This window comes from Kribbella sp. CA-293567 (assembly GCF_027627575.1).
GTDB lineage: Bacteria > Actinomycetota > Actinomycetes > Propionibacteriales > Kribbellaceae > Kribbella.
This window is the reverse complement of sequence record NZ_CP114065.1, coordinates 858,918-870,895: the sequence shown is the minus strand read 5'-3', so window position 1 is coordinate 870,895 and position 11,978 is coordinate 858,918. Positions and strand designations below refer to the sequence as shown.

Sequence of the window (11,978 nt, the reverse complement as noted above, 5' to 3'; positions counted from 1 at the left end):
TGCAGGTACCCATCAGCAGACCGGTCTCGCACCGCGCCGGTAGCTGAAGGTGTGCTGAAGCCGCGCGTCCGGAGTACGGCTGAGCCGTCCGGCGGTGGCACGATGGGTGGATGATGGCGAAGGTCCTCGTGGTCGAGGACGCGGAGGCGATCCGGACCGCTGTCGGGATCGCGCTGCAGGAGTCCGGCTGCGAGGTGCTGACCCGCGCCGACGGCGACACCCTCGAACGCGATCTTGCTGCCTTCCGGCCCGACCTCGTGCTGCTCGACGTGATGCTGCCCGGCCGGGACGGCTTCGCCCTGCTGGAGGTGGTCCGTCAGGTCTCGAACGCGGGGATCGTCCTGCTCACTGCCCGCGACGCCGTCGAGGACCGGCTGCACGGACTGCGGACCGGCGCCGACGACTACGTGGTCAAGCCGTTCGTGCTGGCCGAGCTGATCGCCCGGATCGAGGCCGTACTGCGCCGGATGGGCCGGCTGCGGACCGTCCTGGAGCTCGCCGACCTGGTGGTCGACGTGGAGGCCGGCTCGGCCAGTCGCGCCGGGCGCCCGCTCGATCTGACGGCGACCGAGCTGAAGCTGCTGACGTTCCTGGCCGGCCGCCGGGACAAGGTCGTCGGCAAGACGCAACTGCTGGCCGCGGTCTGGGGGTACGACGACTACGCCGCGAACCTGGTCGAGGTCCACGTCAGCGCCCTGCGCCGCAAACTCGGCGCACCTCCCCTGCTGCACACCATCCGCGGCGCGGGCTACATCCTCCGGGAAGCGGCCCGGGAGTGAACACCGTCTCGCTACGCCGGCGGGTCACGATCACCGCACTGCTGGTGCTGCTGATCGTCCTGCCCGTCACAGGTCTCGCGGTCAAGGCGATCTTCGACGCCCAGGCCGAGCGCAATTTGAGCACGCTGCTGACCGGCCGCGCGCAACTCGCCCAGCAACTGGCCCGGCAGAACGTTGCCCCCAACAACCTCGTCCGCCGGATCGACGCCGACGGCGTCCGGGTCACCCTGGTGCTGCGCACCGGCCAGCAGTTCGGTGCCCCGGCCCTCGAACCCACCGGCGAACTTCGCCAGGTGCGGACCACCCTGGCCGCGGGCCAGCGCACCCGGGGCGCCACGCTGCTCCTCTCCGCCGACACCTCGCTGCTGGACGGCGCGAGCCGAACCCTGCAACGCGTGCTGTTCATCGCCGGCGCGGCCGCTCTTCTCATCACGGGCGTCGCGCTGGTCCTGGGCATGCGGCTCGCGCTGGCGCCGCTCGACACGATGACCTCGCTGGCCCGCTCGATCGCCGCCGGCCGCCGCGGTGGCCGCCTGCAGCCAACGCGCCGCGACACCGAACTCGGCCGCACAGCCGCCGCCTTCGACGAGATGCTCGACTCCCTGGAAGGCGCCGAACGGACGGCCCGCGGCGCGGAGCAGCACCTTCGCCAGTTCGTCGCCGACGCCGCCCACGAACTCCGTACGCCGGTCACCGGACTGCAGACCGCCGCCGAGACCCTGCTCCAGCTCGGCCCCGACGCTCCGGCCGAACGCCGCGACGAACTCGAACTGCTGCTGGTCCGCGAGTCCCGCCGGGCCGGCAGCCTGGTCGCCGACCTGCTCGAACTCGCCCGGATCGACGCCGGGCTGGTCCTGCGGCGCGAGCCCGTCCTGCTCAAGCATCTCGCCCGGACGCAGGCCGGCCGGCTGCGGCTGCTCGCCCCGGGCCTCACGATCGAGATCATCGGCGCGGACGTCCAACTGGACGCCGACCGCGACCGGCTCACCCAGATTCTCGCCAACCTGCTCGACAACGCCCGCCACGCCACCGGGGACAGCGGTCGGATCGATGTCCTGATCGGTAGCAGCGCCGGGCAGGTACAGGTCGTCGTCCAGGACGACGGGCCCGGCGTACCGGTGGAGGATCGGGAACGGATCTTCCAGCGACTCGTGCACGGTGAGCGCAGCCGCGGCTCGGGTCTCGGTCTGCCGATCGCCCGCGGTTTCGCCCGGGCCCACGGTGGCGACCTGATCGCGACCGACCGTCCTGACGGCAAGCCGGGCGCGGCGTTCCTGCTGACTCTCAAACCCTGAGCAGACCATCGACCGTGCCGCTGTGGCCGTCCAGGATCCGCTCGCCGTCCGCGCCCAGTACGTCGCGCAGTACCGTGCCGTAGACGTCGCGGAAATCGGTCGTCGCCACCAGATCGCCGCTCGCCAGGTCGGTCAGACTGGGCTGCGCGCCGAAGAAGCCGCCCCGGACCTGCTCGCCCAGCACGAACAGCGGCCCGGCAGTTCCGTGGTCGGTGCCGTCACTCCCGTTCGCGTGCACCCGGCGCCCGAACTCGGAGTACACCAGGACCACCACCTGCCGACCGCGATCGCTCTTCCGCATCCTGCGGACGAAGGGTGTCAGCGCACCGTCCAGCTCACTCATCAACCGCTGCTGTGTACCCCGCTCGTCCGCGTGGGTGTCGAAGCCGCCCAGCGACACGGAGTACGCACGGGTCGGCACTCCCGCCTCGACCAGTCCGGCCACCAGGTCCAGCTGAGCGCCGAGCTGCGATCCGCCACCGGCCGAAGCGCCCTTGGTCCGCTGCTCGTCCTCGTCGTCCTCCCGCTCGGCCTGATCGTGAACAGCGCCACCGAGTACTCGTAACGCGTTCTGCAGATCCCCCAGCGATTTCGCGGCGGCCGCCTGCCAGGGCGCCTCGCCGGGGCTCGGGTTGCCCAGCGCAGCGAACGCAGTACCGACCTTGCCCGACGGGAGCTTGAGACCTCGAACGGGGAGCGACGCTGCCGCCGTCGTCGCCCCTGCCAGCAACGGCGGCAGTGTGGGCTCGACCGACACCGCGTTCAAGGGATCGGCACCGGCCAGATCGAGCCAGCGCCCGAGCCAGCCCGTCGGAACGGGCGACTTCGGCGCCGCCGTCTGCCAGATCGCCATCGACCGGAAGTGACTGCGATCCGGCTGCGGATACCCGACCCCGCGAACGATCGCGAGCGCCTTCTCGTCCCACAGACCCTTGAGTCCCTTCAGCCCTGGATTGAGCCCCAGCCCGTCTCCCAGCTCCAGCACCTCGTCCGGCTGGTAGGCAAGCTCCGGCCGCGCCTTCTGGTACGCCGGATCGCCGGCCGGTACGACGGTGTTGAGTCCGTCGTTGCCGCCGTACAAGGTGACGACCACCAACACCGAATCCTCGCTCTGCAAGGGATTCTCGACCGCGGCGGTCATCAGGTCGGACCAGTTCACCTGGGTCGCGCCCACCGCGAGTGCACCCGCGGCGGTGACTCCGCTCATGGTCAGGAACCGGCGTCGGGTCAGGTTGTCCATGATTCTCCTCAACTGCTCACGACGTACTCGGGCGCGCAGGCCGCGACCGCGACCAGCTGCGCGGGATCGGTCAGTCCGGCCAGCGCGTTCCGCGTCCTGTCCGTCCACGCGTCCACCCCCAGCAGCATCCGTACTCCGTCGACGCGCGCGCTGCTCTTCGCGAGCTGCCCGAGCTCCGGTCGCCCGGCTCGCGGACCGCTCTCAGCTGCTTGCCTGGCCAGCAGTTGCGCGAGTTGCAGTCGCGCTACCGCAGCCGACGTGGTCAGCCAGCTACCACCCGCCGGCCAACCTCCGACACTCGGCGGCCGGAGCGGCACCTGCCCCATCCCCCGCAACCCGGCGAGCACTTTCAGCCTCGTCTTGTCGTCGAGCGTCCCCGGCCGGATCCCGAGGGCACGCATCACCCCGACCGCCCATTCCACCGGCTGCTTGACCAACGCCGAGGCGCTGTCCCGGAAGGCCGGCTCGGCAATGATTGCCTTCAGCACCGACTCGATATCACGCTGGTTGCCGTAGGCATCGAGCAGTCGCCGGAGCGTCGCCGCACCGGGCGGCGCCGGCGAGACCAGCCGGAACCACAGCCGCCCCACGACGAACGCCGCACACTCCGGCTCGGCCAGCGCCAGGTCGGCGAACCCCTTGGCATCGAAGTCCCCGGTCTTGCCGAACACGGTCTTCGGCTCGGCGTCGTAGCGCTTCGGCACGAACACCGGCCGCACCGAAGTACGCCGTACCGTCCAGCCGGTGAGCGCCCGCGCGCCCTCGAAGACGTCGACCTCCTGGTAGTGCCCGATCCCCAGCGTGAACAGCTCCAGGAACTCCCGCGCCAGATTCTCGTTGGGCGAGCCCAAGCGGTTGTCGTCGCCGTCGAGCCACCGGATCATCGCCGCGTCCACGATCATCGCCCGCGCCAACTCACCGAAGTCACCTCGGGCCCGGGCCCGGAAGACCTGGTTCTGCGCCAGCATCAGCGGCGCACTCCGTACCTTCTGGTTGCTGGTCGCGAAATGCCCGTGCCAGAACCAGGCCAACCGCTCGGTCGCCTTCTCGGAGACCACCATCCGGTCCAGCCACCAAGCCGAGACCCGCGACTCCTGCTCGGCCCGCAGTCTGTTCGCGGCCTTCTTGGCTTCTTTGTCGCCCTTCTGCATCACCCCCGGCGCGGTCAGCGCGGGCGGCGGCGTAGCCCCCGGATCGGCCGCCGCGCTGAACACCCGCGCCACAACCTGATCGAACCCCGCCGCTGGCGCACCCGCCTTGCCCCCGAATCCAAGGCGTTCCTGCAACCGCCGTACGGCAGCTTGCTCACTGATCTCACCCATAGAACGATCCTGACCGGCGGACTACCCGCCGGACCAGGATCGAGCCGGGTTCTTCAGCGAACCCACAGGCTCCAGATCAGTTCTTGACGACGGCCGCGGCCAGGTTGCCGAGAGAGTCTTCGAGCTGGCTCTGCTGGACCAGCGGGAAGGTCACCTTCTGGAGGATCTCGCGGTCGGTCACCTTCGACCAGTCGTAGGTCAGGGTGACGTCGGTGTCGCCGGAATCGAGGGCCTTGAGCTCCCAGATCCACTGCCAGCCGGCCGGCTCGCTGCCCGCGGGTGCGGTCTGCCAGGCGACCAGGTGGTTCGGGTCGTAGCCGACGACGGTGTTGTCGGTCTGGTAGTCGCCGCTCATGTGGTCACCGGTCATGTTCATCCGGAACACCTGGCCGGTGGCGGTGATCCGGTCGGTCTTCTCGTCACTGACCACGAACCCGGAGCCGTCCAGCTCAGCGTGCCGTTCAGGGTTGGTGAGGACGTCGAACAGATCCTTCGTCGAGGCGTTGATCGTGCGGCTGACAGTGATGGACCCGTTGTCACTCATGACAGGTCGGTGCCCCCAACCGGCCGATCGCAACCCCAGGGTCAGGTTTTCGCCGGGAGGGCGAGCTGTGCGAGGGCGTCGACCAGCGGCGCCAGCTCCGGGAACTCGGCAGCGTTGCGCAGCGCGCCGGTCAGTACTTCGTCGTGCGTCGGCTCGGCTTCGGCGAGGAGAGCGCGGCCGGCCTCGGTGACCTCGGTGTAGATACCCCGGCGGTCGGTCGGGCACAGGTAGCGCTCCAGCAGCTTGCGGTCCTCGAGCCGGTTCACCAGGCGGGTGGTGGCCGACTGACTGAGCACGACCGCGTTCGAGAGCTGATTCATCCGCAGGTGGTGCTCGTCCTGCCGGGCCAGCACGTCGAGCACGGAGTACTCGCTGACCGACAGCCCGTGCTGCTTCTGCAGCGCACGCTCCAGCTCGTCCTCGATCCGGGCATGCAGAGCGGCCAGGGTCCGCCAGCCCTGCGCGCGCGCCTCAGCAGCGTCATCCGGTAGTCCCACAGCTCCTCCTTCACCGCACCATTCAGACCTCACTTGAACTTTACCGTTGCATGAGGCAGCATGAGGCTCATGCAATAGTCCGCGTGTGCAACTATCGCGGACGCCGGTAACAGTCACAAGACTACATTCAAGGAGAAATCACCATGCCTGCCGCCTTATGGGCACTGGCCATCGGTGCCTTCGGGATCGGTACCACCGAGTTCGTCATCATGGGACTGCTGCCCGAGGTCGCCACCGACTTCGGCGTCAGCATCCCGTCGGCCGGTCTGCTGATCTCCGGCTACGCCCTGGGCGTCGTGGTCGGCGCGCCGCTGCTGACCGCGATCGGCGCCAGGATCTCCCGCAAGACGGTGCTGATCGCGCTGATGGGCGTGTTCGTCGCCGGCAACCTGATCTCCGCGCTGGCGCCGTCGTACGGCGTACTGATGACCGGCCGGATCGTCGCCGCCCTCGCCCACGGCGCCTTCTTCGGTGTCGGCTCCGTGGTCGCCGCGTCGCTGGTACCGAAGGCGAAGCAGGCCAGCGCGATCGCGCTGATGTTCACCGGACTCACCGTCGCGAACGTCTTCGGCGTACCGGGTGGTACCGCGCTCGGCCAGCAGTTCGGCTGGCGATCGACCTTCTGGGCGGTCACCGCGCTGGGCGTGATCGGACTGCTCGGCATCCTGTTGCTGCTCCCCCGGCAGAGTGTCAGCGAAGGACCAGGGCTGCGCAGCGAACTGGCGGTCTTCCGCAACCTGCAGGTCTGGCTCGCGCTGGCGATGACCGCGCTCGGCTTCGCCGGGGTGTTCGCGTCCTTCACCTACATCGCGCCGATGATGACCGAGGTGGCGGGCTTCTCGTCCGGTGCCGTCACCTGGCTGCTCGTGCTGTTCGGCGGCGGCCTGGTGGTCGGCAACCTGCTCGGCGGCAAGGCGGCGGACCGCTCGCTGATGCCCAGCCTGTACGTGATCCTCGCGCTGCTGGCCGTCGTACTGGCGGCCTTCGTCTTCACCGCCCACGGGCGAGTGCCTGCGGCGATAACGATCGCGCTGTTCGGCGCCGCCGGCTTCGCGACCGTGGCACCGCTGCAGAAGCGGGTGATGGACAAGGCGGGCGGCGCTCCGGCGCTCGCTTCGGCTGCCAACATCGCCGCTTTCAACCTCGGCAATGCGGTCGGCGCCTACCTCGGCGGGCTCACGATCGAGCATGGCCTCGGGTACACGGCCCCCAACTGGGTCGGCGCCGCGCTGGCCACGGCCGGCCTCGCCGTCGCGCTCACCTCCGGTCTGCTGGATCGCCGCCGGCGGACCACCTCGACTCCTGAACCTGTCCTCACCACTGTCTAAGGAACTGAACTGATGATCCCCACCCTGAAACTCAACAACGGCGTCGAGATGCCCCAACTCGGCTTCGGCGTCTTCCAGGTGCCGGACGCGGAGACCACCGCGGCCGTCACTACTGCCCTCGATGCCGGCTACCGCAGCATCGACACGGCGGCGGCGTACCAGAACGAGGCCGGCGTCGGGAAGGCACTCGCCTCCTCCGGTCTGGCCCGCGAAGAGCTCTTCGTCACCACCAAGCTGTGGAACGCCGACCAGGGCTACCAGGAGACGCTCGCCGCCTTCGAACGCAGCCGCGGCCTGCTGGGACTGGACTTCCTCGACCTGTACCTGATCCACTGGCCGGCCCCCGAGCTCGGCAAGTACGCCGACAGCTGGCGTGCCCTCGAGAAGCTGTACGCCGACGGCGCCGTCCGCGCGATCGGCGTCTCCAACTTCCAGCCGGCCCACCTTCAGCACCTGGCGTCGGTCTCGCCGGTCGTCCCGGCCGTGAACCAGATCGAGCTGCACCCGTACCTGCAGCAGGACGCGGTACGGGCCTATGGCAACGAGCACGGGATCGCCACCGAGGCGTGGAGCCCGCTGGCCAAGGGCGGCTCGCTGTTGTCGGAGGCCCCGATCACCGAACTGGCCGCGAAGTACGACCGGACACCGGCCCAGATCGTCCTGCGCTGGCACCTGCAGCTCGGCAACGTCGTGATCCCCAAGTCGGTCACCCCGGCCCGGGTCCGGGAGAACTTCGCGGTCTTCGACTTCGAGCTCACCGCCGCCGACCTGGACGCGGTGTCGGGTCTGGAGCGCGGCGAGCGGACCGGACCGGATCCGGACACCTTCAACGCCGTCTGAGGGTGCGGGCCGGCAAGTCGCGGGAAAACCTGCTGGCCGGCCGGCCCGTCGCCACGACACCGGATTTTCGGCGTCGTGGCGCGGGTTTTGCCGCGTCGGATCAGCAGGCCGAAGCACCCCGCCCGCTGGCACGGGACTGCGGACGTCACCGATGTGCCCAACCGATCGCTTGCGCTACGCAGTGTGAACGCCTAACTCTTCTCTGCATACGGCCGCCCCGCCCATGGTGGCCCGACAGAACCTTGGAGCGTGAGGCATGTCAGGAAAGTTCAAGTTCCGCGCAGTGCTCGCCGCCGGTGTGGTCGCCCTCGCGTCGGCCGGTGCGATCGGCACCGCCGAGGCCCGGACGCCCCCGCCCGGCGCCAACATCGTCGGCGGCACCACCGCCAGCACCGCGCAGGTCCCGTGGATGATCGCGCTGAACAACAGCAACTCGTCGTCCCCGGTCGACCAGTACTGCGGCGCCACGCTGGTCAAGGCGAACAAGATCGTCACCGCCGCGCACTGCCTCAACCAGCCGCGGAGTACCTACACGGCGATCCAGGGCCGCGACAACCTGAACTCGAGCACCGGCGGCAGGACCTCGAAGATCGCCAAGATCTGGAAGGACCCGCTGTACGGCCAGGTGCCCGGCCACGACGTCGCCGTGCTGACCCTGACCACGCCGTTCACCGGCGTACCGACCCTGCCGCTGGAGACCAGCCGCGCCGCGGACGCCGTCGGCGCCCAGCCGACCGTCTACGGTTACGGCAACACCGAGGGCACCGGCCCGGCGAACCGCCTGCAGAAGGTGCTCACCCCGGTCCTCGGTGACGCCTACTGCGGCAACGTCTACGCCAGCTACGACTATGTCGCGAACGGCGAGATCTGCGCCGGCTACAAGGCCGGCGGCAAGGACTCCTGCCAGGGCGACTCCGGCGGCCCGCTGGTCCTGAACGGCCGGCTCTTCGGTGTCGTCTCCTGGGGTATCGGCTGCGCCGACGCCGGCAACCCGGGCGTCTACGCCGAGGTCGCGTCCTACGCCTCCGCGCTGCAGACGCAGATCAACAACTAGCTCCACCGTTTCCGCGAAGGGCCGGTCCCACGGGGACCGGCCCTTCGTTCTGCCGATGGTAAAACGGCGTGTTGTTATCTGAGACGCCGTTTCAGTTAAGATCCGGACTATGGCACGCGAGGCGGATGCGAAGACAGTGCTCGGTTCGGTGTGGCTGCGGGCCGATCCGGACGAGACCCGGGCACCGCTGAGCCGGGAGGACATCGTCCGGGCGGCGATCGAGATGCTCAGCCGCGACGGGCTGGAGAAACTGTCGATGCGCAGGCTGGCTGCCGAGCTCGGGACAGCGGCGACCTCGGCGCTGTACTGGCGAGTGGCCAACAAGGACGATCTGCTCGAGCTGGCGGTCGACACCGTGCTCGCCGAGGCGCTGGTTCCGGCCGAAGAGGGCGACTGGCGAGATCGGTTGACGGTGCTGGCGCACGCTGCGTACGGCGTACTGGCCGAGCATCCGTGGGCGGCGCAGTTGATGGCGAGCCACGCCGGGCTCGGGCCGAACTACCAGGCGTACGCCGAGCGGATGCTGGCCATCCTCAAGTCGGCCGGCTTCAAGGGCATCTACCTGGACGCCGCCGTCTCGGCGGTCTTCCACTACGTCGTCGGAGCCGCGGTGACGGATGCCGCGTGGACCGCGACCGTCCGCAGGAGCCGTCTGACAGAAGCCGAGTGGGCATCGGCCGCGGGCGACCAACTGGGAATCGGCGCCGGCACCCTGGCCGCCTACCTCAGCCGGGACGACTCGGCCGGCCCGGAAGCACGCTTCCGAACCGGTCTCCGAGCCATCCTGATCGGGTTGCGCCCGCGACAGCTGATTTAGAGGTCCGCTAGCGCCGAGGCCGGTGACTCGAAGGCGTCAGCGACGAAGCGGAGGAAGCCGGCCGCCGTCCCGCCGTCACAGACCCGGTGGTCGAAGACCAGCGACAACTGGGTCAGCTTGCGGACCGCGAGCTGACCGTCGACCACCCACGGCCGGTCGATGATCCGGCCGACGCCGAGGATCGCCACCTGCGGGTGGTTGATGATCGCAGCGCTGCCGTCGACCCCGAAGCTGCCGTAGTTGTTCAGCGTGAAGGATCCGCACGACAGCTCGTGCGGCGTCAGCTTCCCGTCGCGCGCCGCGCTGGTCAGCCGCCGGATCTCCCGGTCCAGCCCCCGCGCGGTCAACAGGTGCGCGTCCGCCACGGCCGGTACGACGAGTCCGCGCTCGGTCTGGGCCGCCAGCCCGAGGTTGACCCCGTCGTACTGCACGAGCTCGTCCCGCTCGGTGTCCACGAAACCGTTGAGCTCCGGGTACTTCTTCAGCCCGGCCACCACGAACCGTGCCATCAGCGCGAGCAGCCCCGGTCCGGCGTCTGTCGCCGTGCGCAACGATTCCCGGACCTCGAGCAGCGCGGTCGCGTCCACATCCACCCAGGTCGTGGCCTCCGGGATCTCCCGCCGGCTCCGGCTCAGGGTGCTCGCCACGGCCTTCCGGAACCCACTCACCGGAATCCGCCGAAGCTCGGCCAGCCCGGTTCGCGACTCGACCGTTCCAACAGTTTCCTCAACCAGAGCAGGCTTCTGGCCGGCAATGGCGGCCTCGACATCGCGCCGAACGATCAACCCGCCCGCGCCGGACCCAGTCACCGCATGCAGATCGATCTTCGCGTCCTTGGCCATCCGCCGAACCAGCGGTGAGATCACCAACGGCACAGTGGAACGCGCCGGTGCCTTCTCCACCACGGACTCGACGACCGTACTGCGAGGCATGCGGCGCCGGCCCGATCCTGCCGACTCGGGCGTGCCGTAACCGATCAGGACGTTGCCCGAGCCGGCCTTCTCTTCCTCGCGGTAGGTTTCGGCCGCCGGCGCCAGAACGCCGATCGTGATCAGCGGCTTGCCGACGTCGACGGTGGAACCAGCGGTCCCGTGGAGCTCCGCGACCACCCCGGCGTACGGCGACGGCACCTCGACGATCGACTTGGCGGTCTCGACCTCGGCCACCGGAGCGTCGACCGCGACCACGTCGCCGACCTCGACCAGCCAGCGGACGATCTCCGCCTCCGTCAGCCCTTCACCGAGATCCGGCAGCAGAAATGTCTGGGTCGCGCTCACGAGTCCTCCCACTGCAGGCTGTCGACAGCATCGAGGATCCGGTCGACGCCGGGCAGCTGGTGCCGCTCGAGCTTCGGCGGCGGATACGGGATGTCGAACCCGGTCACCCGGCGGATCGGCGCCGCCAGCGAGTGGAAGCACCGCTCGGTGACCCGCGCGACGATCTCCGACGAGACACTCGCGAACCCACTGGCCTCGGCCACCACCACGGCCCGGCCGGTACTGCGGACAGCGGCACAGACCGTCTCGTCGTCGAACGGCACGATCGACCGCAGATCCACCACCTGCAGCGACCGCCCCTCGGCCGCCGCGGCCTCGGCGGCCTCCATCGCGATCGGCACCGACGGCCCATAGGCGATCAGCGTCGCGTCGGTGCCCTCCCGCCGTACGACGGCCGTCCCGATCCCCGGCTCGCCGGCACTCAGCTCGACCTCTTCCTTCGCCCAGTAGAGCTTCTTGGGCTCCATGAAGATGACCGGGTCCGGAAATTCGATTGCCCTGCGCAACAACGTGTAGGCGTCCGAAACGGTGCTCGGAGCAACGACCGTCAGCCCCGGCGTGTGGGCGTAGTAGGACTCCGAGGAGTCGCAGTGGTGCTCGACCCCGCCGATGCCACCGGCGTACGGCATCCGGATCACCATCGGCAGCGTGACCTTGCCGCGGGTCCGGTTGCGCATCTTCGCGACATGGCTGACCACCTGCTCGAACGCCGGGTAGCCGAACGCGTCGAACTGCATCTCGACCACCGGCCGCATCCCGTTCATCGCCAGCCCGACCGCCATCCCGACGATGCCGGCCTCGGCCAGCGGGGTGTCGAAGCAGCGGTCCTCGCCGAACTCGGCGGTCAGTCCGTCGGTGATCCGGAACACCCCACCGAGCGCGCCGACGTCCTCGCCGAACATCAGCACCCGCTCGTCGGCCCGCATCGCGTCCCGCAGCGCCTGGTTCAGCGCCTGCGCCATGGAGAGCTTCTCGTGCGCCATGG

General features: G+C 69.5%; 12 protein-coding genes. 6 read left to right on the top strand and 6 right to left on the bottom strand.

What is annotated here, in order from left to right; genetic code table 11:
* Positions 1-110: 110 nt before the first annotated feature.
* Both OX958_RS04175 and OX958_RS04170 read left to right on the top strand, forming a co-directional pair.
* Positions 111-779 (top strand): response regulator transcription factor, encoded by a 669-nt coding sequence (locus tag OX958_RS04175; protein WP_270135821.1) that lies wholly within the window; start codon positions 111-113, stop codon positions 777-779.
* On the top strand, positions 776-2,074 hold the full coding sequence (locus OX958_RS04170) for a HAMP domain-containing sensor histidine kinase (RefSeq protein ID WP_270135820.1): 1,299 nt from the start codon (positions 776-778) through the stop codon (positions 2,072-2,074). The genes OX958_RS04175 and OX958_RS04170 overlap by 4 nt, the downstream gene beginning before the upstream one ends.
* Here the strand turns inward: OX958_RS04170 and OX958_RS04165 are convergent.
* From OX958_RS04165 to OX958_RS04150, 4 genes are all read right to left on the bottom strand, one after another.
* Positions 2,064-3,314 (bottom strand): DUF1501 domain-containing protein, encoded by a 1,251-nt coding sequence (locus OX958_RS04165; RefSeq protein WP_270135819.1) that lies wholly within the window; start codon positions 3,312-3,314, stop codon positions 2,064-2,066. The two genes, OX958_RS04170 and OX958_RS04165, sit on opposite strands and share 11 nt — an antisense overlap.
* An 8-nt stretch (positions 3,315-3,322) precedes the next feature.
* Positions 3,323-4,636, bottom strand: a complete 1,314-nt coding sequence (locus tag OX958_RS04160; protein ID WP_270135818.1) for a DUF1800 domain-containing protein — start codon at positions 4,634-4,636, stop codon at positions 3,323-3,325.
* Positions 4,637-4,712: 76 nt separating this feature from the next.
* Positions 4,713-5,180, bottom strand: coding sequence for an SRPBCC family protein (locus OX958_RS04155; RefSeq protein ID WP_270135817.1), 468 nt, complete (start codon positions 5,178-5,180; stop codon positions 4,713-4,715).
* Between the two features lie 41 nt (positions 5,181-5,221).
* A complete protein-coding gene (locus OX958_RS04150) occupies positions 5,222-5,677 on the bottom strand; it encodes a MarR family winged helix-turn-helix transcriptional regulator (protein ID WP_270135816.1) in 456 nt (151 codons plus the stop codon).
* A gap of 143 nt (positions 5,678-5,820) precedes the next feature.
* On the opposite strand from OX958_RS04150, the gene OX958_RS04145 reads away from it, so the two are divergent.
* From OX958_RS04145 to OX958_RS04130, 4 genes are all read left to right on the top strand, one after another.
* The gene (locus OX958_RS04145) at positions 5,821-7,005 is read left to right on the top strand and encodes an MFS transporter (RefSeq protein ID WP_270135815.1); all 1,185 of its coding nucleotides are present in this window, start codon (positions 5,821-5,823) and stop codon (positions 7,003-7,005) included.
* A 12-nt stretch (positions 7,006-7,017) separates the two neighbouring features.
* Positions 7,018-7,845, top strand: coding sequence for an aldo/keto reductase (locus OX958_RS04140; protein ID WP_270135814.1), 828 nt, complete (start codon positions 7,018-7,020; stop codon positions 7,843-7,845).
* 256 nt (positions 7,846-8,101) lie between these two features.
* Complete coding sequence (locus tag OX958_RS04135) at positions 8,102-8,899, top strand: S1 family peptidase (protein WP_270135813.1); 798 nt, start codon at positions 8,102-8,104, stop codon at positions 8,897-8,899.
* Positions 8,900-9,008: 109 nt separating this feature from the next.
* On the top strand, positions 9,009-9,716 hold the full coding sequence (locus tag OX958_RS04130) for a TetR/AcrR family transcriptional regulator (RefSeq protein WP_270135812.1): 708 nt from the start codon (positions 9,009-9,011) through the stop codon (positions 9,714-9,716).
* Here OX958_RS04130 and OX958_RS04125 read toward each other — a convergent pair.
* Together OX958_RS04125 and OX958_RS04120 are read right to left on the bottom strand one after the other, a co-directional pair.
* Positions 9,713-10,993, bottom strand: a complete 1,281-nt coding sequence (locus OX958_RS04125) for a dihydrolipoamide acetyltransferase family protein (RefSeq protein WP_270135811.1) — start codon at positions 10,991-10,993, stop codon at positions 9,713-9,715. The genes OX958_RS04130 and OX958_RS04125 overlap by 4 nt on opposite strands.
* Positions 10,990-11,976: an alpha-ketoacid dehydrogenase subunit beta gene (locus tag OX958_RS04120; protein WP_270135810.1), complete on the bottom strand. Its 987-nt coding sequence runs from the start codon at positions 11,974-11,976 to the stop codon at positions 10,990-10,992. The genes OX958_RS04125 and OX958_RS04120 overlap by 4 nt, the downstream gene beginning before the upstream one ends.
* Positions 11,977-11,978 lie beyond the last annotated feature (2 nt).